Raw genomic sequence first — 20,158 nt, forward strand, 5'->3', positions numbered from 1 at the left:
GACTCGGACATCGCCTCGCGGCCCGTCAGTTTCCAGAACAGAAGCCCCTCCACCGGGAGCTGAACGGTAATTCGGTTGAGCATAATCTTTATTCCATCTAGCTTATGCGATTAAGAAAAGAGGTTCGCATCTGTGATAAAGCGTCATTCAAGAAAGGGGCTTTTCCCTCTTGTTCATCCAAAAAACAAGAGAGTAGATTTTCAGTGACTCTGATATAACAAATAAGCCTACATTCAACCAGATGTTTGAGATATCAAACATACTTACTAAAAGAGGGAAAAATGAGACCGAACATCTGAATGAAATCAAGCGAAATAATTCCTGAGCAAGGGCAAATTTAACCGCTCCGATTTTTCGCTTGAAGAGTAGCCAGGCCGAAGCAAACAAAGAGAGTAATAAAAGTAAGTCAAGCACAAAAAAAAAGCATGACCAAAATGCTGAAACCATCACCTGCGTAATAATGCAATGAAGCACTAAATGCTTTTGCATCAGAAATGAATGGGATTCTGTTGTTGCGAACTGAATTCACGCAATAAAGTAAAATTGCGAGAAGATCCATGCTTCCCCAGAAATACCCTATTTCACTCCTTAAATGCGCGATATTATTTATGTTAACGAGCGTTATTATCATTTACAAAAATGCAATTCCGCATCTTCGCTTCATCTAACTCTCCGAGGTCGGAGAAAAAGGGCACGGTTGTTTTTCACTGAGGGTGGTCAATTAAGACCACCTCTCCTGAGCCCTATTGAGCATTTAATTCTAATGAGATTTTGTACGTAAAGAGGGGAAACAATCATCTAACACCTCTAGAATAAGTCCCTGGCCTCGAAGATCGTACGTTCCTAAGGATTCACCAGCCAGGTGCCCGGCTTGGTGATATCCAGCGTCTGGCCACGCGTTCTTCCGTTGCCCTGCAGTTCAATCTTCACCTCGCCGGCCGGCAGCTTGAGCGATGCATAGCCGTTGGTCGCCGGACGCAGCGCTTTTGGCTCGCCGTTCACTTTCAGCGTTTCGCCGTCGAGGATGCGGATATAGACCAGCGCAACAGGGCTTGCGTCGACAGGCGGCGGAGTCTGCTGGGCCGTCGCCTGCTCGTTAACCTTCGCCGTTTCTGGCTTCACGTCCGGCGTGTTAGCGGCGGTTTCAGTCGGACGCGTCTCTGCCGGTGGCTGTGCAGCCTGCTCGGGCGCATCGTTACCGCCGCTGAAAATCATCGCCCCGGCGACAACGCCCACCAGCACGCCTGCGGCAACCAAGCCCGGGATCTTGTAGCGGCGCCAGTCGAGTAGCGAAGCCGGTTGTTCCTCCTCCACCGGTACCAGCATCGTGCCGGGCTTTTTCGCCGTCAGCACATCGTTGATACCGGCGACCGGCATCTCTATCAGCGCGGCGAACTCGTCGATTGACTGCGGACGATCCTCCATGTGCAGCGCCAGCGCGCGGTCGATGGCCTGCAGCAGCGGAATCGAATAGCCCTGCGGCATGATTTCCACCAGCGGTTTGCAGGTATCCTGAATTGAGCGCACCACGCTGACCGGCGGCGGAGAACCCACAATCAGGGTACGCAGCACCGCGCCGAGGGCGTAAATATCCGTCCACGGGCCCTGCTCGCTTTCGTTGTCGTCGGTATACTGCTCAATCGGCGCAAAGCCCGGGCGCAGCATGGTTTCCGTTTCGTCGGAGAGGTTACCGATGGTGCGGCGCGCGGAGCCGAAATCGAGCAGCACCGGCAGGCCGTTATCCTGGATCTGAATGTTATCCAGGGAGATGTCGCGGTGCAGATAGCCTTCGTCGTGAATGGTCTTGATCGCACCGAACAGCATCGGCAGCGTGCGGCGGATCCAGGCCTCGTTGATCAGCTCCGGCTTTTCTTCGCGCAGGCGCGAAAGCGTGGTCCCGCTGTAAAACAGCGTCCCCATGTAGGCCGTGTCGTTTTGCACCCAGAAGCGCAGGACGTGCAGCAGGTTCGGGTGGTTAAAGCGCGCCAGCAGACGGGCTTCCTGGATGAAGCTGTTCAGGCCTGCGGAAAACGCTTTGCCAAAGCGCTCGCTGCGCAGCACCAGGGTCATGTCGTCGCCGCGCACGGCGAGCGAGGAAGGCATAAATTCTTTGATAGCGATAGTGCGTTCGAGCTGGTGATCCCACGCGCGATAGACGATGCCAAAACCGCCGCCGCCGATCACCTCTTTGATTTCAAACTCGTTGAAGCGGTACCCGACCGGGAGCGCGTTTGGGACAGTCCGATTGTTATCATTATCCGTCATCTTTTACAGTTCTCTTGATGATTATTACGCGGCAAACTGACAGTGAAACTCGCCCTGCTCGCAGGTGACGTGCAGACGTCGGTACTGCTCGTCGCTGCGGCTGGCGGTAAGTAAGATCTGGCTCATCTGAGGCAGCAAGGTATTGGTCAGAATAGCATCCACCATGCGGCCCCCGGACTCCACCTCGGTACAGCGCTGAACAATCTGTTCCACCACGCTGTCGTCAAACTCAGAAATAATGCTGTGATTCTCTTCCAGGCGACGCTGAATGCGCTTGAGCTGCAGGCGAACAATCTGCCCCAGCATCTCGTCGCTGAGCGGGTAGTACGGCACCACCAGCAGGCGGCCCAGCAGCGCCGGTGGGAATACCTCCAGCAGCGGCTGGCGCAGGGCGCCGCTTAACGCATCAGGCTCCGGCATCAGCTCCGGATCGGCGCACATGGCGCTAATGAGGTCGGTGCCGACGTTGGAGGTCAGAATAATGATGGTGTTGCGGAAATCAATGTGGCGCCCCTCGCCGTCTTCCATCCAGCCTTTATCAAAGACCTGGAAGAAGATCTCGTGAACGTCCGGGTGCGCTTTTTCAATTTCGTCCAGCAGCACCACGCTGTACGGGCGGCGGCGCACGGCCTCGGTTAACACGCCGCCTTCACCATACCCTACGTACCCCGGAGGCGCACCTTTTAAGGTGGAAACGGTGTGCGCTTCCTGGAACTCACTCATGTTGATGGTGATAACGTTCTGCTCGCCCCCGTACAGGGATTCCGCGAGCGCCAGCGCGGTTTCGGTTTTACCGACCCCGGACGGGCCGCACAGCATAAAGACGCCCACCGGTTTGTTGGGATCGTCGAGCTTCGCCCGCGAGGTTTTCACGCGGCGGGCAATGAGATCCAGACCGTGACGCTGGCCGATAACGCGCTGGTTCAGCGTGTCGGCGAGGTTGAGCACCGCGTCGATCTCGTTTTTCACCATCCGGCCCAGCGGGATCCCGGTCCAGTCAGAGACCACCGCGGCAACCACGTTTTCATCCACCGCCGCAAACAGCAGCGGTTCATCGCCCTGCAGGGCGTTCAGCGCCTGCTGCTGTTCCGCCAGCTGGCCGCGCAGCTCGGCGCTATCTTCATCGCTCGCCGCGAACAGCGCCGCGCGCAGGCGGATAATCTCCTGCACCAGGCTGCGTTCTTCTTCCCAGCGCCGGGACAGGGCTTCGCGTTTGGTTTCATACGCGTCGCGTTCGGCGAGTAAAGCGGTCACGCGATCGGCGTCACCGGCTCCCACGCGCGCTTCGCGTTCAGCGATCTCAATTTCCACGTCCAGCGCGGCAAGGTGGCGCAGGCAGTCTTCCAGCTGCGCAGGCGGCGCGCTCTGGCTGACCGCGACGCGGGCGCAGGCGGTGTCGAGCAGCGCAACGGCTTTATCCGGCAGCTGACGCGCCGGGATGTAACGATGCGACAGCTTCACCGCCGCGCTGACCGCTTCGTCGAGCAGCAGCACCTGGTGGTGCGTCTCCAGCGGCGACACGGTGCTGCGCAGCATCAGAATGGCTTTCGCTTCGTCCGGCTCGTGCACCTGCACCGTCTGGAAACGACGGGTCAGCGCCGGGTCTTTCTCGATGTACTTTTTGTATTCCGCCCAGGTGGTGGCGCCGATGGTGCGCAGCTGTCCGCGCGCCAGCGCGGGCTTCAGCAGGTTCGCCGCATCGCCGGTCCCCTGCTGGCCGCCTGCGCCAATCAGGGTGTGGATCTCATCGATAAACAGAATGATTGGCGTGGCGCTGGACTGGACTTCATTAATGAGCGCCTGCAGCCGGGCCTCGAACTCGCCTTTCATGCCTGCCCCAGCCTGCAGCATGCCGATATCCAGCAGCCACAGCTGAATATTTTGCAGCGGCTCCGGAACGTCGCCGTCGGCGATACGCAGCGCCAGCCCTTCCACCACCGCCGTTTTCCCGACCCCGGCTTCTCCGGTCAGCAGCGGGTTGTTCTGGCGGCGACGCATCAGGATATCCACCATCTGGCGGATCTCCTCGTCGCGCCCGACAACCGGGTCAATCTTCCCGTCGCGGGCGCGGGCGGTCAGGTCCTGGCCGTACTGGGCCAGCGTCCCCTGCGCAGCCGGTACCGCACCCGCCGGTGCGTCGACGGCGGCAGCGGCCTGCTGCGTCTCTTTGCTGTTGGCGCAGATGGCGTCGAACTGCTCAATCAGCACCTCGACGTTAAGGCGGGTGAACTGCGACGAAATGCTTTTCAGCACGTTGGCCAGGTTCCAGGTTTTAAGCATGCCGATCAGCAAATGGCCGCCGCGAATACGGCTGACGCCAAACTTCAGCGAGCCGAAGACCCAGGCGCGCTCCACGGCGCTGTCGATGTGTTCAGAAAGATCGGAAACGGAACTCGCCCCGCGCGGAAGGACGTCCAGCGCGGCCACGATATCGCGGGTCAGCTGCTGTTCATCAAGGGCAAAATGGCGGATGACCTGCTGCAGATCGCCATCCTGCTGCTGCATCAGCTGATGCAGCCAGTGCACCAGCTCAACGTACGGATTGCCGCGCAGCTTGCAGAACGCAGTGGCGCTTTCCAGAGAGGTAAATAACAGCGTATCCAGTTTGCCGAAAAGCACGGCACGGCTAATTTCTGACATGTTCGGTTCCATTGATAACAATGCGTTAGAAAAATTATCGCTCTGCGCAATACACCAGATCGCCACGCGGGACAGGCTGCGGCTGAAGGCCCAGCCAGGTGTTATAGCCTAATCGCCCATTGCTGCCGAGCGTGGTACCCTGCACCGCGTCTTCACGCAGGATCACCCGCGTTTCCCATTCAAACTCCACCCCGGCGTACTGACGCACCCAGTCGCGCAGTTCGGCGACCCACGCTTCTCCCGGCAGAAAGCGGTTGTACTCCTCCGCGCTCAGCGGGCCAATTTCGATGCGAAACTTGTGCTGCACATCGCGGACGGCGACGCCGAGAAAGGCGGATTCCCCCATGCGCGGCATGCGGCGTCCTGCGCCAAGCTGCGCCTGCTCGCGCGCGGAAAGCGGCATCCACTGCGGCACGTTGCTCACCAGCTTAACCGGCGCTTTAAAATAGTTGCGCAGGATCTTCTCCAGCCCCTCCGGATCCCGCCCGTGACGGGTCAGGTGTCCGGCGTGGGTAAAGCGAGCATGCGAGCTCAGGCTGCCTTTGTTCATCTGCCCCGGCTGGCCCATGCCAATCAGCGACGCCAGGTACCCCTCAAAGCGCCTGTTGTCGGCGCGGTCCAGAGAGACGGCCGGTTGCGCATCCGCCCAGGCGCGATAAAACAGCAGCGCAAGGCGGTGATGGAACAGGTCGGCAAACGCGCTGAGGCTGGTGTCCTGATGATGATAAATACGCTCGCGGGCGTATTCGGTCATGTGGACAGGCAGCGGGCCGTTCGGGCCAAACAGGCCGAAGCTGAGGATAGACACCTCGTGCAGCCCGCTTTCCTCCCGCTGGCGTACCTGAGCCAGCGTCGACGGTGCAAAACTCATCGACGGCTGCTGGCCGATGCGCAGCGGCTCAAATTTCGGCAGCGGCGCGCGTCCCAGCGGGTAGCGCTCGCCGCCCTGGGCATCGATGCGCCTTAACAGCTGAAACAGATCGTAGCGCCAGGGCGTCTCGCGGACCCCGTGCCAGAACGCGTCCGGCAGCCGGGTCAGGCGATGCACGCGCAGCGGTGCAGTGGCAGCGTCACTCATATCAGCGCCCTTTTACCCATGCGCGGCGCCCAGTAGCCAATCTCGCCGCGCTGCTGACTCTTCAGGGTGAATTCCGTAAAGCTGTTGATGGAAACCAGACGGGCAAAGAGACGCTCCATCACGCTGCCAAAGAGCCACGGACTGGCGCCGGAAAAGGCTCGCTCATCGACAGTCAGGGTGATGCCGATCCCGCGGGCGAAAACGACCGGGCCGGGTTCAGGCACGCGGCGGTGAACCGGCTCCAGCACGCAGTGGCGTACCCCCTCAACCTGACGCGCAACGGGCGTTTCTGCCAGGTTGGCGTACAGCCCTAACAGCTGGCGCAGCGCGGCCGCGCCGTCTTCGTTTTCGCTGTCCATCAGGCTGAGGTAGTTCATCTGCAGCTGGCTGATGAGTCGCCAGGTGCTGAACCCTTCCGCCAGCGCCGGGCGCGGCGGCGTCGGGCCTTTGCGCAGGGTGAGGGATTTCACCGGCATGGAGTCGGCCATAATGAACTGCCCGAGCTCCTGCTGCAGCATCAGCGGCAGGTCGCGGCTGGTGCAGAGCACCTCGGCAGAGATATAGCGCAGGTTTTCCTGCCACGGGGCGTGCTGTTCATCCACCAGCGAAACAAACACCTCTGAACCGATGTAACCGGTGCGGGTACCGTAGCGCAGGGCGTGTTCGGACAGCACGCGCTGTTCGCGGCGCAGGGAAAAATAGGCCCCGTAGTTGCCCGCATCGCCGCTCCAGGTGCTCCAGAATGGACGAAACGTCTGGTCATCGCGCTGGCCGTCCGCGCTGCCATAGATTTTTTTGACCGCGTAAATTTCATAATCCAGCGGACGAATGTTATCGACCACCAGATGGTATTCATGCTGGCCTTCATTCAGCTTCTGACGCGCCGCGACCTTTGGGAACAGGTTGATGACCGGCGTACAGTGCAGTGCCAGATGGCTGGCATCGACCACGCGCTCCAGCTGTTCATCCGACTTATCCAGCAGAATGAAGATGTCGAAGGCTTTTTCGCCTTCACAGCGTTCGATAAGCGTGCTCAGGCCGCTCAGGCTGATGAAGCGGAAGCGGGCCGGAAACGCGAAATACTCCTGCAGCAGGCGGTAGCCGTCAAAGTTGCGCAGATCGTCAGGGAGCAGGGCCTGGTCAGGCTCAAAGCCCTCCTGGCGCAGCGCGTCCGACGCCAGCAGCTGTCGCTGCGGCTGCGGGCTGACCGTCTGACAGACGATCCCGGCGTGGTGCTCCATCACCAGCTCCAGCAGCTTCAGCGCTTCAATGTCCGGACCACCGAGGAAAAATTCCAGACGGTCGAAATCCAGGTGCCCGAGGTTTTGCGGGCCGTCGCAGGCGATGCGGATCCGCAAGGCGCTGCCGATCCCCCGCTGGCTCAGCCCCAGCTGCGCCAGCGGCAGATCGGCGGGCACGCCGCCCAGCTCGACCTTGTCGATTTTCAGCGGCAGCAGGTTGACCTCGTGCGCCGTGGTATAGCTGCAGGTCACGCCGGTTTTTTTCAGCGCCAGGCTGTCCATCATGGTACCGCGCGGCACAATGAAGCCCTTGCTCAGGTCGCCCCGGCTGCTGTCCGGCTCAATCTCCGCGATCGCCATCGACGGCGTGGGCGCAAGATAGTTAGGCGCAATCATCTCCAGCAGACGCTGGGAGAAACGCGGAAACTCCGCGTCCATTTTCATCTGCACGCGGGAGGTCAGGAAGGCGAAGCCCTCCATCAGACGTTCGGTATACGGGTCTGCCACTTCGATGCCGCGCATGCCCAGCCGTCCGGCGACCTTAGGGTAGCGCTCGGCAAACTCGGCCCCCATTTCTCGCAGGTAGGCCAGCTCGCGGTTGTAATATTCGAGCAGTTTACTTTCCATGATTACCCCGCATCTTTCAGTTCAAAATGGCCGTTTTCCAGATCGACATCGGTACGAAACAGAAACTCCAGCGGGTACGGCACACACCACAAACGCCCTTTGATCTCGATGGAGAGCACGTTGTGCAGATCCAGCGAGGAGGTATCCGACACGCAGCGGACCTGCAGCCCCTGCGGCAAAATGCGCGGCTCAAAATTGATGATGGCCTCGGTGAGCTTGCGCTGAATGTCGTGCCATTCGATATCCGACATCCTTTTCCCGGCCAGCGGCGCGACGCCGAAGTTGACCACCGAGCGCTTCACGTGCGGCAAGGCGCTCAAATCGCCGGAGGCATCGTGGTTGATGGTGTTAAACAACCACTGCAGATCGCGCAGGACGTTGCGGCGCAGGGCGGCGTGGGTGATCAGATTGCTGTTGGCCGACTCGCGTTTTTTTTCCGGGTCGTTATCGGTGAGGCGATCCAGCAGCGAGGGCTGCATTTTGTCGCGCGCCCCCACCTTCTCCTGCCTGCTGCGGGCTTGCCAGCCGCTGCGCAGCAGATCGCCTTCGCCAGCGGGATTACTCATCGGCTCCATCCGTCGCAAACGTCACGAGGCTTAAGGACAGCAGCGGGTATTCGCTTTGCTCGCTCAGCCAGGCCTTCTGGCCCCTGCCTTCGTAAAGGGTGCCGTCTTCGTCGAGAGGCTGCCAATCGGTGGTGCGGCCCAGCTTGACCGCATCGGTGGCATCGGCAGCAAACGGGTAACGCGCCGGGATCTGACACACCTGCTCCGTACCGTCGGTCAGGCGCACCAGCGCGTGACGCCAGACCAGATCGGTCACGCTGGCGGGCGCCTGGAAACGGATCTCCGCGATGGCGCTGAACGGCAGCCAGAAATAACGGCCGTTTACGATGGTTTCGCAGACCGGGCCGAGACGGGCATCGCCGTCCATCAGCCACTCGAAAGCCTGCGTCTCCTCGTTTTCGAGGATAATCTGGCCGGGGGTGGCCTGAGCCCGATCGAGGGCGTCCAGACGCAGCGCCCGGGCGCGCTCGCCCTCCTCGCTTAGCGCCGAGGCCAGGGTCGTCAGCCACGGCCACTGGGTTTCTGGCATGGCCGGACGCGCCTGTCCCGCCATCACCTGCGCGCGCTGCAGCTCGCCCTGAATGGATTGCTCCAGCAGCGTGACGGTGGGCTTCGCCTGAGGCTTCAGCGCCAGCCAGCTTTTCAGCTGGGTCAGCGCGCGCGTCCAGTTGCCGCTGAGGGTTAAAAACTGCACGAACGCGGCGCGAAGGTCGGCATCCGCCGGACGGGCTTTGATTTCAGCTTCAAGGCGCGCCAGCGCATCGCTGAGCGGCTCGCCCGCCAGGTGTTGATAGAGCGTATTCATAGCCACTCCTTAATTCGCCGCGCGCCATGCGCCGACGGCCGGATCGCGCAGCTGAGGACGCAGGGTATCAATCAGCACGATATTCAGCGGCGTGCCGGGTGCGACCCAGGCGCTCCAGGTTTTTTTCACCGCCGCAATACGCGCCTGCAGTTTTGCATCATCGCTGGCGATTTCACGGGAGATCTCCACCGCTACGGTGCCGTTGCTTTTCCAGCTGTTCAGGGCGTTATCGTAAGGCAGGATCATCCAGCTCTGGTCGCTGTCTGGGGTGCTGAACACCATGCGCTCTTTGTTGACGGAGGTGATCAGCGCGTTTTCAGGATCGGCGCTTTGATTCAGACCCGTCACCGGGAAGCCATGGATGTACGTCACCGCCATCTCTTTCTGTCCGCCGTTGCGGGACTGCGAAACCACGGTGTGCCCGCTAAGCCAGCTGCCGTTACCGCAGCGGGTGGTGTCAGAATCCGGAATAAAGAGCGCCGGAGCGGAAGCGCCACCTTCCCAGAAGGTGCGCAGGTGGCAGCCGTCCTGCAGGGTAAATTCCTGCCACGGCGTGCGGTCAGCGGCAACCGTGCGGGAAGCCACGTTCTGGTCCGGCGGCAACAACGCGCCGCTGGCTGGGGTTGCGGTGACGGTCGCAGCAGGCGCGGCCTGCTCCTGTTTCACCACCAGCGCCCAGTCCTGCGCTTTGCCTGCCGTACCCTGCGCCAGCGTGGTACCCGCCGGATCGTTGAGCGTCCAGCTAAGCTTATTCACTTTGCTGCACTGGTGTTCCAGCAGGGAGCCAAGACGCGGCACAAAGCTCTCCAGCACGGAGACGTCTTTCTTGCCGTTCGCCACAATGCGCAGCGCCACCTCAGGTTTACACCAGCTCTGCGGCGTGTTGTCTTTGATGTTGTCGATCCAGATATCCAGCTTCTGCGCAGGAGACTGCACGATGCGGAAATTCTCAGCCTGCGCGGTGGAGGTGACCGCCAGAAGTGCCAAACCCGATAGCCAAAGTTTCATATCGTTCCTTGTGTGTCTAATCAGTTCCGCAGGGAAGAAATTGTGCTGCGTCAGAGAGGGTGTGCAGCAAAGTGGTGTCCTGAGGGTTGCCCATCCATACCGCCAGGGCAGTATAGTTATCCTGAGCATTCCCCTCCTGTTCGCCATTCTTTTGAATGATTTGGTTCATTAAGGTCAGCCACTCCTGCGGCGTATTGACCATATGCAGCGACTGCTTCATTTGCTCTTCGCTAACGCCGTGCCAGAACCCGTCGGTGCAGAGTAAGAATGCATCGCCGTCTTCCACCTGCACCACGTCGCTGTAGCTCGCTTCCGGCCCGCCGTTTTCAATCCCCAGCGCGAGGTACAGCAGGTTGCTGTTGAGATCGTCGGTCTGATGCCCGGCGTCTTTCATCTGCTGCACCAGGCTGTGGTCGGTGGTCACGTGCCACAGCCATCCCCGGCGAAACAGATACAGGCGGCTATCCCCGGCGTGCGCCCAGTAGGCCAGCCCGTAATCGCGGTCAATGAACAGGCTGACCAGCGTCGTGCCCATCCGGCGATAGTCCTGAACGGCCTGCTGTTCGCTGAGGATGGTGCGGTTCGCCGTCTGCACGTAGTCGCGGATATGCTGCGCGTTAAGATGTTTGTCGCCATCGAAGCGGGAGATAATGCTGTTGCGGGCCAGCTCTGCAGCCACCTCACCGCCCGGCAGGCCCGCGATGCCGTCGCAGACGACAAAGCAGGCCGAACGTTCCCCTATGGTTTCTCCCGTCTGGTCCTGGTTGCTGGCGCGCGTCCCCTGGCGGGAGAGAGAAGCCGTTGCGATATTCATTTGTCTTCCGATCCGCTCTGTGAGTCTTTGTACTGATTCACCTCCATGTCGTACGCATGAAGGAAGGCTTCGCCGAACAGGGTGTGGAAGTCATCCTCAATCTCGCCAGCCGTCTCGCCATAGCTGCGAACAAAATAGTCCCACAGGGCGGCTTTGCGGCTACCCGGCAGCGCCAGACGAGAGGTCATCCCGTTCTGCTTCGCCTGCTCTTCCAGCTGCTCAGGGTTAAAGGACTGCAGCATCGCGGCAATGATGGCGCGGATACCGGAGATCATGCCCAGCTGGTGCGCCTGCAGATCGATCAGCGCGTCGCGCACGGATTTGGTCGGCGGCATAAAGCCCGGCATTGGGGTGCCGAACATCTGGATCAGCACGGTTTTGCCGGTCGGCAACAGCTTGAACGGGTTGTTGGCATCGTCCAGCACCATGGTCATATCGGCCTTCACGCCACGCTTGAGGATGGAGCGTGAGGAGAGCAGCGCCACGGTTCCCTGAGAGAACATGCCGAGGATCTGCCCCAGCTGACGCATGTTTTCACGGTCAAACTGTGGGACGGGCTGCATTTCGCTCAGCCCCATGCCTTCCAGCAGCGCCTCCAGCAGCTCGCCCTGCAGCACTTCGCCCTTCTCACCGCTGTTCGCCGTGGCGGTTGGGGCGGAGGCGTTATTGACCGGGTCGATGCGCAGTCGGCCCTTCGGGGCCTGAGCGCTGCTGCGCGCAACGGCCTGTGGCGTAGGCATGGTGAAGCCTGCGTAATCCGGTCGCGCGGGCTCTTCTTCAGCACGCGGTTCTTCCTGCGGCTCAGGGGCGAACAGCGGAGAATCGGCCAGCACGTCCTCTTCCTGCTCGGGTTCCGGCACTGGCGCAGGCTTTTCGGCAAGAATGTCATCCGGATGGGTTAACGGTGCGCCGCCCATCAGCCCGAGCGGGTCGTCATTACGTGCGGCTGGCGCACTGGCCTTACCGCCAAACAGGGCCAGCGGATCGAGTTCGTCCGTCGCCTCGTCTTCTGGCTTAGCGGGGGTCGTCTCGCCCGGCGGCACCAGCGTTGACGGGGTGACGTCGTCAAAAATACTCTCTTTTTTGAACAACGCTTCGTCGCTGAACAGCGTGTCCGGGTCGACATTCTTACGCTCAAGCTTTGGATCGCTGTCGTTGAACATCGCCAGCGGATCTTCAGCGTTACGCTCCGGAGCCGCAGGCTGGGAGAACGGATCGTGCGATGCAGCAGGCTGCGGTTTTGTACGGTTGCTGGAGATGCTGTCGGAGATGGAGAACTCCTGCATCAGGCTATCCCAGATCTCCGTTGGCACGGCGGTCGGTTCGGCTTTCCCGCGCGGTGCGGCGCTCGCCGGCTTCGGTTGCGCAGCGGGCGCGGACGCGGCTGCCGGACGCGCCTGCTGATGCATGCTGGCCGCCATACGGCTCACGGGCTGGGTATCGTGGATCAGTTCGGTGACTTCGATACGGTAGTCATCTATACCGAGAATGTCGCCATCCTGCAGTTCAACCTGACGCCCTCGCTCCAGCGGAATGTCATTTAATACCACGCGGGTGACGCTGCCACGGTTGGTCACGCGGCATTCGCCCTGGGCGTCAACGTGAACAATCGCCTGCAGACGAGAGATGGTGCGGTCATTATCCGGCAACACCAGATTGTTATCCGTACCGCGCCCAATGGTGCCGCCCGGGGCGTAAAAATCACAGCTGCTTTGCGGCGGCTGATGACCGGGTTTCGTAGAAATAATCGTGAATCGCATGGCGTATTCCTGCTGGTATGATTAGCGCTCAAACGCTGCCGCTCTCGGAGCGAGAACGGCGGCGTTTGAGAAATTGAATATCAAAACTATTTAATGAAGATGATAAAATATAATCCAACAATGAGCCATAGAGTGAATATTAACGCCTGTAACTTATAGCGGCGATGTAACTTTAGTATCCAACCAATTCTTTCTTCAGGTAACGACTGTACATATTTATAAGCATCTTCCTGAACAAGCCTTTCACGCGTAAATTTCATTTTAACGCCTTTATAAAGGCGAACAAACCAGATTATTTTTTGATAATTGGCCAGCGAACCAAAAAAAGAAGCATAGTCGGTTACAAGATCCAGATCATATCCCTTGCGCCGATAGTCTGAAAGTAACTGATTATAATCAGCCTCGTGCTTTTTGAAATAACGAGAACTGAACAAATCCATAATTACAACAACCAGCAATAAAACCACGATAAGAAATAATGATAAATTCTCTATATTCACCATATTTTATCCATCATATACTCAGTCGCTCCGCCCGCTATCTCGCCACCAACGTATCCTCCTGCAGCAGCCCCGACAATGGAGCAGGCGAGCAGTCCTACACCCCCCGTCGCAACACCAAGCGCAACGCATACACCAGCACCTGCCATTGCTCCGTATTTACCACCGTAAATACCCCCTGCCAGGCTTGCACCAAAGCTGCTGTATTTTTTCACAGCGACTTTAGAGCAACTCTGCTCTCGTCCTACGGTGCAGGCATTGTAAACTTCATTAGTGGTATTTGCACCTGCAAAACCTATTGCAAGCCACCCTCCCGCTTTAAGAAAACGAGCGGCCTTAGAGGCATTATCGATATAAGTTGAATAACCACGAATAGAGGCGACCCCGGCTGTACTCCATTCATGTACAATGGATCTGCTTGACAAGCCTAATGCATGCTTCAATTCGTTATAGGGTTTCATCTTTAAGGTCAGTCGGGACAATTTGTTTAATAAACCATCCAACTCAGAAAAGAGGCGCTGACGTTCAACAAAAAACTGTTGGCTTATCAATGTCCCTTGTGCTCTGTACTGATTCTGGTAAGCCAATTCAATGGATTTAAGTTTTTTTTCTATTTCACTAAAATATTTTTCACCTGCATCAGCAACGACACCAAGGGACTTATCCATAAAATTAGTGACTGCAGCTATGGTACTAAAATGTTGATTAAAGAAATTCGCTTCACCAGAGTTAAGATCGGCCAGAGCACCGTTGACTTTCTTTTTAGCGAGCTGTAATTGCTTAAGCTGCACAGAATTATTACTTCCTGGTGCACCAAGAATCAACATCTGCCCAGGTTTTGACCACTGCACATCACTATTAACCTGCATGAAATAACGTGCAGCATCACTATTTGGATCGTTGAATAAAAGCCTTGTCTGGAAATCCAGGGTTCCGGGTTGCTGAACAATACAATATCCCGGATTAACTAATGATTGGCTAGCCATATTCATTCCCTTTGATTTTTACAAAAACGCTCACAAATAAGCATACCCATTTAAATAAAAACGGAGTTAAATTAATATCCAAAGGTTGACACTTTCTTAAAAACATCAACATTTGAAAACGCTCCTATTCTATTCTTGCCAGCGATAATTCGCCTCTGGAATTTACACTGAGAATAAAGCGAGTCGCATATCGAACAATAGTATTATGATTTCTCGATTGTAATACCACATCATACTCCCCTGACTGCCAGTCTACTTTATCCCAGCGTAGGCACTCTTCAGATTTCAAAAAGCGGCTGGAAGGAAATGCTCCTGGAGAGAAGATGCTTTCCCATTCGTTACCTACACGTCGAGATATCGAGGGTTCATAAACTAGCACAGAGTCACCTGGTTCAGTGTCATTCGAAACGCCAAAACAGGGTGCATTTTTTTCCACCTTAACAGTTAAACTCTGAAACTGAGCAGGGTGGGATATGCAGGCGCTACATGATAATACAATGGGTATAACCGTTAACGCTCTTTCCATCGCAAATACGCGCCGAATAGTGAAGCAATCATAATGACCGGGGAAAACTCCCCGGCCACATACGCAATTACGCTTCTTTGTTTTCTTTGATGTTCCAGCCAGCGCTGCTTTCAGCACCTTTACCACCAGACGTGGTCTGCTCCCAGTACTGCTGTTTCACTTTCGCAGCCTGGAATGCATAGGTCACACCAACGGTATCGCCGTTGTCTGCACCGGTGTACTGAACAGAGGTGACCAGCACATCTTCCAGCGTGATGCGGGAGTATTCCACCTGCTGGCCGCCGGCTTTACAGACGGACAGCTCAACTTTGGTCAGGTGTTTACCGCTGGCGCAGTGTTTCAGGATAGCGGTGGTGGATTTGTCGATCAGCGCGTTAACGTGCAGGTCGTTAAAGTTAACTTTACCGGCACCGCCGCCACCGCCAACGCTCATATTACCTGGCTGGGAAGCGCCCCAGGAGAAGGAGGTAATATCAGTCCAGCCGGTGTGGTTAGAATCTTTAGATTCGCCCGTAACACCCTCGACCTTCAGAAACATATCAATAGCCATAATATCTACTCTTCGTGGATGAACAATATTGCTTTCGAAAAAGCACTTATATGGCAAACAGGAAAGCATGGGGCTGAATAAAACCGTCCATATTTTACCTCTGCCTCACATCAAATGACCCGTGTCATTTGACAGTCTTACATTCTCCCTGAATGAACGGAAAGAATGTGAAGTCTTTACTACTGCGGGTTATCCTGAATCCAGGTGCGGTCAGGATCGCCTATGATGACCTGCGGAACCAGTTTGTTCAGCTCATCGCTATGATAAAGACGTAAACAGTTTAAGGTTACGCCTTTGACATCAGGTTTTCGCTCTGAATGAAAACCGTTAATTTGATTTTTATATTTTCCGATGAGGGCATCCACTTTATCAGTGCCATTTTCGGCATCAAAAGGTATCCACTCAATGAATGCACTCGCACTGCGGGCAGCATCAGCAGAAAACTGGCTGCCTTTATCTGCTACCTGCGCCAGGCAGCGCGCCAGAACAATATCTTTTAAAACCTGCCGGTATGTTTGCTGATGATAAAAATCAGGATAGTTATTTCCGGCACACACATAAAAGGTCAGAAATACGAGGAAAAAACAGAAACGTTTCACCTTAATATCCTTTGCCTTAGGATCCGCAGCGCATCAGTCCGCGTAAAATACTAACTTTTTTCTTTCCATTTCTCTGCCACAACGTATATCGCTATCGCTAATGCATTAAATCCAGTGCATAAGAATCCATGCATTGCGATTCGCGGGACATCTTCCGGCCAGTCAAAGATAAACAGATAGTAGCCGGATACCGTCACAAACAGCATGAATGAAATTATTAGCAACGTATAAATGGCTAAATAGCTGATGAATTTTCGTATTAACGCTGTCAGAGTCAAATTCATTAGCTATCTCATATTCACCGAAAAGTAGCCGACCCAATGGGCCGGCTACACTCATTACGCGTCTTTCGTCTTCAGCGACGGCAGTTTAGAAACCAGACGCAGGGAAACGGTCAGACCTTCCAGCTGGTAGTGAGGACGCAGGAAGAACTTCGCGGCGTAGTAGCCCGGGTTGTCTTCAATCTCCTGCACCTGCACTTCCGCTGCCGCCAGCGGTTTACGGGACTTGGTCTCCTGAGAGGAGTTAGCCGGGTCACCGTCGACGTAGTTCATGACCCAGTCGTTTAGCCAGCGTTCCATCTCTTCGCGCTCGCGGAAGGAGCCGATTTTGTCGCGCACGATGCACTTCAGGTAGTGCGCAAAACGGCAGCAGGCAAACAGGTACGGCAGACGAGAGGCCAGACGCGCGTTGGCGGTGGCATCCGGGTCATGGTACTCGGCCGGTTTCTGCAGCGACTGCGCGCCGATGAAGGCGGCAAAGTCGGAGTTTTTGCGGTGAACCAGCGGCATAAAGCCGTTTTTCGCCAGCTCGGCTTCACGACGATCGCTGATGGCGATCTCGGTCGGGCATTTCATGTCCACGCCGCCGTCATCGCTCGGGAAGGTGTGGCACGGCAGGTTTTCAACCGCCCCGCCCGACTCCACGCCGCGAATCGAGGTGCACCAGCCGTACTCTTTGAAGGAGCGGTTGATGTTGGCGGCCATCGCATACGCGGCGTTAGCCCAGGAGTAGCTGTTGTGGTTCGCGCCGTCGGTCTGCTCTTCAAAGTCAAAGCTGTCGACCGGGTTGGTGCGAATGCCGTACGGCAGGCGCGACAGGAAGCGCGGCATCACCAGACCCAGATAGCGGGCATCTTCGGATTCACGCAGCGAACGCCAGGCGGCGTATTCGGTGTTCTGGAAGATCTTGGTCAGGTCGCGCGGGTTAGCCAGCTCCTGCCAGGACTCCATCTGCATCACGCCCGGCGCGGTACCGGTGATAAACGGACAGTGCGCCGCAGAGCCGATGCGCGCCATTTCGCCCAGCAGCTCAACGTCCTGCGGGCTGTGGTCGAAGTAGTAGTCGCCCACGATGCAGCCAAACGGCTCGCCGCCGAACTGACCGTACTCCTGCTCGTAGATTTTCTTGAAGATCGGGCTCTGGTCCCAGCCCACGCCCTTGAAGCGCTTCAGGGTGCGGCCCAGCTCCTGCTTGGAGATGCTCATAAAGCGGATCTTCAGCATCTCGTCAGTTTCAGTGTTGTTCACCAGGTAGCTCAGACCGCGCCAGGCGCTCTCCAGCTTCTGAAACTCTTCGTGGTGAATGATCTGGTTTACCTGCTGCGACAGCTGCTCGTCGATACCGGCGATCAGGTTCTGAATGGTGCGGTAGGTGTCGTTGGAGAAAGTGACGGTATTTTCCAGCGCCTGCTGCGCCAGAGTTTTAACCGCGCTTTCTACTGCTGAACGGGCCTGATCGGTTTTTGGGCGGAACTCTTTGTTCAGCAGCGCGCTGAATTCATCCTGGCTGAACGCCTGACCCGCCTGCTGCTCGTGTTGTTGAGTCTGGTTGCTCATCGATTATTCCTCGCTACCTTTCGCGCTTTCGTCATTTTTCGGCAACTGGCTCAGGGATTTGAGCAGCGTCGGATCCTGCAGAATTTTAGCGATCAGCTCTTCCGCACCGTTTTTGCCGTCCATATAGGTCAGCAGGTTGGAGAGCTGGGTACGCGCTTCCAGCAGCTTGTTCAGCGGCTCGACCTTGCGGGCCACCGCATCCGGCAGGAAGTCGTCCATGCTGTCAAAGGTCAGATCCACGTTGAGCTTACCTTCGCCGGTCAGGGTGTTATCCACCTGGAACGCCACGCGCGGCTTAAGCGCCTTCATGCGTTCGTCAAAGTTGTCGATGTCGATTTCGAGGAATTTACGCTCGTCGACGGCCGGCAGATTTTCTACCGGTTTGCCGACCAGATCGGCCATGACGCCCATCACAAACGGCAGCTGAATTTTACGTTCTGCACCGTAGATCTCTACGTCGTACTCGATCTGCACGCGGGGGGCACGGTTACGTGCGATGAATTTCTGCCCACTGTTACTCATTGCCATGATGTTCTCCATCAAAGATGCGCGGTGAAGGTGAAACGGCAGGCTCCATGCCTGTCGTCATAATGCCTGGACGCGTTATTCGCGGCGCCCAAAGATGTTTTCAAGTTGGTTAACGCCGTCTGGCGCCAGGTCGCGAATAATGTCCATAAAGTTAAGTTCTGACAGCCGCTGCACCCGTTCAATCATCAGCGGTGCGGGGTGGCTCGGTTCGTACTGCGCAAAATACTGCTTCGCTTTTTCCAGCATCAGCTGCGCGTCGGCGCGGCTGGTGACCTGGACGCTGCGCCAGTCGGTGACCGGCTGAGCGGGCTGCGCTGTCGCCGATTGCTGCTCGGCCTGTGGTTCTGCCTGCGCCTCACGGTTCGGCAGCAGCTTGCTGATGTCGGTTACCTGACACGCGCTGGCGACCAGTCCGACGGTTTTCAGCAGCTGCTCCATCTCGGGCACGCCGCTTTCACCGAGATGCCCGGTGAGCAGCTCGCGAATCGCCAGCAGACGTTCGTTAATGACGATAACCGCGTCGGTTCCCGGCTGGTCGCCGCGGGCCAGTTCGTCAATCAGCCGTGGACGGCCGCCGGGATAGTCCGGGCATTCCGTTTTGCTGCCGTCCAGAAGAGCCTGGGCATCCCGGAGCGAAATTTCATCGCCGTTTGAACGCAGAAGCGAGGCGTTTCGCACGGCGACGGTGAGGTCGGATTTATCGCTTAGCCCTGCTAGGGCGTTAATGCGATAGAACGGATCGGTTTCGCCATACTCTTCCAGCAGCGGATAGAGCGTCTCCCAGTAACGGGCGATCGCCTCCTGCACCAGCAACAAACCGTCCGCGTAGCCCGCAAGCCCGCGCCGGCGCGTCCAGGCATGGGTTAACGCCAGCAGTACGCGAAGATCTTTGGTGCGAGTTAGCAGGCTGGTGGCATATTTTTCCACCGTGTTCCAGTCAGCTGGCTCTGCCGGGATAATGGTGTCGCCAAACTGCTGTTCCGCTTTCCCCTGACTGGCCTGATTCATGATCTGGAAGTCGGCGTCGTACTCCAGGTTTTCGCCGCAGGGTTTTTCGGGGCTTATTGGGGCGAGAAATTCTTCGATATTCATAAGATCCCTGCTTATTCAAACATGGGCGGATAAAGACCGTGACGCCCCGGACGGGCGCCCCCTGCCGGGTCGAACAGCAGGGTGAAAAGCTGCCCGGTAAAGTTACCGCTGTGCACGTGGGTGTACAGCGGGTAGCCGTCACAGCGGTTGGTCCACCAGTAGCTGGTCTGACGCAGCGGATCAAAACACTCGGCCGCCTGCGGCCAGCCCAGCGTGCTCTGGCCGTCCTCGTCATAGCCAATCACATCAAGGATGTCGGAACGCTTTTGCGGCTCGACGGGCTGCGGTGCCGGGATGGTCATCAGCATCTCATCCAGCTGCGAGGCGGAAAAATTGTTGCGCACCGCGTGCAGCCCCAGGCGCCCAATCTGCTGGTACCAGCTTTCGGCCTGGCTGAGCAGGCTGGTCGACCACTCTGACGGGGCGAAGCTCAGCTGAAGGCAAACCGGATACTGGCGGCCAACGCTGTCGCGGCCGGGCAGCAGACAGCCCATCTGGATCATCTGGCTGCCCAGCATGGGCGGTACCACAAAATTCCAGACTGGCGCTTTTTGGAACTGGCGCTCGCCGCTGCGCTGCTCTTCCTGCTGCCAGGCCAGCAGACCGACCTGGAACCAGTGTGACCACTGGCGCTGTAAAGTGTCAGGAAAGCGACGCTGCAAAAAATCTCCGGCGCTGGGTAACTTGCCATACCAGCTGTAGCGGTTCATCGCAGGGGTATTCGTCATACGGCTG

At 57.4% G+C, this 20,158-nt stretch carries 17 protein-coding genes; all 17 read right to left on the minus strand.

The features are described from left to right. Positions 1–843: 843 nt before the first annotated feature. The 17 genes from DFO52_RS03330 to tagF all read right to left on the minus strand — a co-directional run bounded on the left by DFO52_RS03330 (position 844) and on the right by tagF (position 20,151). Complete coding sequence (locus DFO52_RS03330) at positions 844–2,265, minus strand: serine/threonine-protein kinase (RefSeq protein WP_133549316.1); 1,422 nt, start codon at positions 2,263–2,265, stop codon at positions 844–846. Between the two features lie 24 nt (positions 2,266–2,289). Next, entirely contained in the window at positions 2,290–4,905 is a 2,616-nt protein-coding gene (tssH, locus tag DFO52_RS03335) for a type VI secretion system ATPase TssH (protein WP_133549318.1), read from the minus strand. A 34-nt stretch (positions 4,906–4,939) separates the two neighbouring features. Further along, the gene (tssG, locus tag DFO52_RS03340) at positions 4,940–5,983 is read right to left on the minus strand and encodes a type VI secretion system baseplate subunit TssG (protein ID WP_047647491.1); all 1,044 of its coding nucleotides are present in this window, start codon (positions 5,981–5,983) and stop codon (positions 4,940–4,942) included. Next, positions 5,980–7,851, minus strand: coding sequence for a type VI secretion system baseplate subunit TssF (gene tssF, locus DFO52_RS03345; RefSeq protein ID WP_047647490.1), 1,872 nt, complete (start codon positions 7,849–7,851; stop codon positions 5,980–5,982). The genes tssG and tssF overlap by 4 nt, the downstream gene beginning before the upstream one ends. Positions 7,852–7,853: 2 nt before the next feature. Further along, positions 7,854–8,417, minus strand: a complete 564-nt coding sequence (gene tssE, locus DFO52_RS03350; RefSeq protein ID WP_023312148.1) for a type VI secretion system baseplate subunit TssE — start codon at positions 8,415–8,417, stop codon at positions 7,854–7,856. Next, entirely contained in the window at positions 8,410–9,222 is an 813-nt protein-coding gene (locus DFO52_RS03355) for a type VI secretion system accessory protein TagJ (RefSeq protein WP_047647489.1), read from the minus strand. Before DFO52_RS03355 ends, tssE begins: the two co-directional genes overlap by 8 nt. Before the next feature lie 9 nt (positions 9,223–9,231). Continuing rightward, positions 9,232–10,230: a hypothetical protein gene (locus tag DFO52_RS03360; protein ID WP_047647488.1), complete on the minus strand. Its 999-nt coding sequence runs from the start codon at positions 10,228–10,230 to the stop codon at positions 9,232–9,234. 16 nt (positions 10,231–10,246) lie between these two features. Further along, positions 10,247–11,044 (minus strand): protein phosphatase 2C domain-containing protein, encoded by a 798-nt coding sequence (locus DFO52_RS03365; RefSeq protein WP_023336024.1) that lies wholly within the window; start codon positions 11,042–11,044, stop codon positions 10,247–10,249. Next, entirely contained in the window at positions 11,041–12,804 is a 1,764-nt protein-coding gene (gene tagH / locus DFO52_RS03370) for a type VI secretion system-associated FHA domain protein TagH (protein WP_133549320.1), read from the minus strand. The genes DFO52_RS03365 and tagH overlap by 4 nt, the downstream gene beginning before the upstream one ends. A gap of 86 nt (positions 12,805–12,890) precedes the next feature. Next, a complete protein-coding gene (locus DFO52_RS03375; RefSeq protein ID WP_081051425.1) occupies positions 12,891–13,307 on the minus strand; it encodes a hypothetical protein in 417 nt (138 codons plus the stop codon). Then, positions 13,301–14,290, minus strand: coding sequence for a hypothetical protein (locus DFO52_RS03380; protein WP_058841364.1), 990 nt, complete (start codon positions 14,288–14,290; stop codon positions 13,301–13,303). The genes DFO52_RS03375 and DFO52_RS03380 overlap by 7 nt, the downstream gene beginning before the upstream one ends. Before the next feature lie 593 nt (positions 14,291–14,883). After that, positions 14,884–15,366 (minus strand): type VI secretion system tube protein Hcp, encoded by a 483-nt coding sequence (locus DFO52_RS03385; RefSeq protein ID WP_008502640.1) that lies wholly within the window; start codon positions 15,364–15,366, stop codon positions 14,884–14,886. 179 nt (positions 15,367–15,545) lie between these two features. Beyond that, positions 15,546–15,965 (minus strand): T6SS amidase immunity protein Tai4 family protein, encoded by a 420-nt coding sequence (locus tag DFO52_RS03390; RefSeq protein ID WP_243737935.1) that lies wholly within the window; start codon positions 15,963–15,965, stop codon positions 15,546–15,548. A gap of 338 nt (positions 15,966–16,303) precedes the next feature. Further along, complete coding sequence (tssC, locus tag DFO52_RS03395; RefSeq protein WP_014884232.1) at positions 16,304–17,803, minus strand: type VI secretion system contractile sheath large subunit; 1,500 nt, start codon at positions 17,801–17,803, stop codon at positions 16,304–16,306. Between the two features lie 3 nt (positions 17,804–17,806). Continuing rightward, positions 17,807–18,331 (minus strand): type VI secretion system contractile sheath small subunit, encoded by a 525-nt coding sequence (gene tssB, locus DFO52_RS03400; protein ID WP_008502644.1) that lies wholly within the window; start codon positions 18,329–18,331, stop codon positions 17,807–17,809. Between the two features lie 75 nt (positions 18,332–18,406). Next, positions 18,407–19,423, minus strand: coding sequence for a type VI secretion system protein TssA (tssA, locus tag DFO52_RS03405; RefSeq protein ID WP_047647486.1), 1,017 nt, complete (start codon positions 19,421–19,423; stop codon positions 18,407–18,409). 11 nt (positions 19,424–19,434) lie between these two features. After that, complete coding sequence (gene tagF, locus DFO52_RS03410; RefSeq protein ID WP_133549324.1) at positions 19,435–20,151, minus strand: type VI secretion system-associated protein TagF; 717 nt, start codon at positions 20,149–20,151, stop codon at positions 19,435–19,437. Positions 20,152–20,158 lie beyond the last annotated feature (7 nt).

This window comes from Enterobacter sp. AG326 (assembly GCF_004362415.1).
In the GTDB taxonomy this organism is placed as follows: Bacteria; Pseudomonadota; Gammaproteobacteria; order Enterobacterales; family Enterobacteriaceae; genus Enterobacter; species Enterobacter asburiae.

Bases quoted from the DNA above. Each gene is read 5' to 3' on its own strand.
- DFO52_RS03330 (WP_133549316.1), bottom strand. From the start codon at position 2,265: ATGACGGATAATGATAACAATCGGACTGTCCCAAACGCGCTCCCGGTC.
- tssH (WP_133549318.1), bottom strand. From the start codon at position 4,905: ATGTCAGAAATTAGCCGTGCCGTGCTTTTCGGCAAACTGGATACGCTG.
- tssG (WP_047647491.1), bottom strand. From the start codon at position 5,983: ATGAGTGACGCTGCCACTGCACCGCTGCGCGTGCATCGCCTGACCCGG.
- tssF (WP_047647490.1), bottom strand. From the start codon at position 7,851: ATGGAAAGTAAACTGCTCGAATATTACAACCGCGAGCTGGCCTACCTG.
- tssE (WP_023312148.1), bottom strand. From the start codon at position 8,417: ATGAGTAATCCCGCTGGCGAAGGCGATCTGCTGCGCAGCGGCTGGCAA.
- DFO52_RS03355 (WP_047647489.1), bottom strand. From the start codon at position 9,222: ATGAATACGCTCTATCAACACCTGGCGGGCGAGCCGCTCAGCGATGCG.
- DFO52_RS03360 (WP_047647488.1), bottom strand. From the start codon at position 10,230: ATGAAACTTTGGCTATCGGGTTTGGCACTTCTGGCGGTCACCTCCACC.
- DFO52_RS03365 (WP_023336024.1), bottom strand. From the start codon at position 11,044: ATGAATATCGCAACGGCTTCTCTCTCCCGCCAGGGGACGCGCGCCAGC.
- tagH (WP_133549320.1), bottom strand. From the start codon at position 12,804: ATGCGATTCACGATTATTTCTACGAAACCCGGTCATCAGCCGCCGCAA.
- DFO52_RS03375 (WP_081051425.1), bottom strand. From the start codon at position 13,307: ATGGTGAATATAGAGAATTTATCATTATTTCTTATCGTGGTTTTATTG.
- DFO52_RS03380 (WP_058841364.1), bottom strand. From the start codon at position 14,290: ATGGCTAGCCAATCATTAGTTAATCCGGGATATTGTATTGTTCAGCAA.
- DFO52_RS03385 (WP_008502640.1), bottom strand. From the start codon at position 15,366: ATGGCTATTGATATGTTTCTGAAGGTCGAGGGTGTTACGGGCGAATCT.
- tssC (WP_014884232.1), bottom strand. From the start codon at position 17,803: ATGAGCAACCAGACTCAACAACACGAGCAGCAGGCGGGTCAGGCGTTC.
- tssB (WP_008502644.1), bottom strand. From the start codon at position 18,331: ATGGCAATGAGTAACAGTGGGCAGAAATTCATCGCACGTAACCGTGCC.
- tssA (WP_047647486.1), bottom strand. From the start codon at position 19,423: ATGAATATCGAAGAATTTCTCGCCCCAATAAGCCCCGAAAAACCCTGC.
- tagF (WP_133549324.1), bottom strand. From the start codon at position 20,151: ATGACGAATACCCCTGCGATGAACCGCTACAGCTGGTATGGCAAGTTA.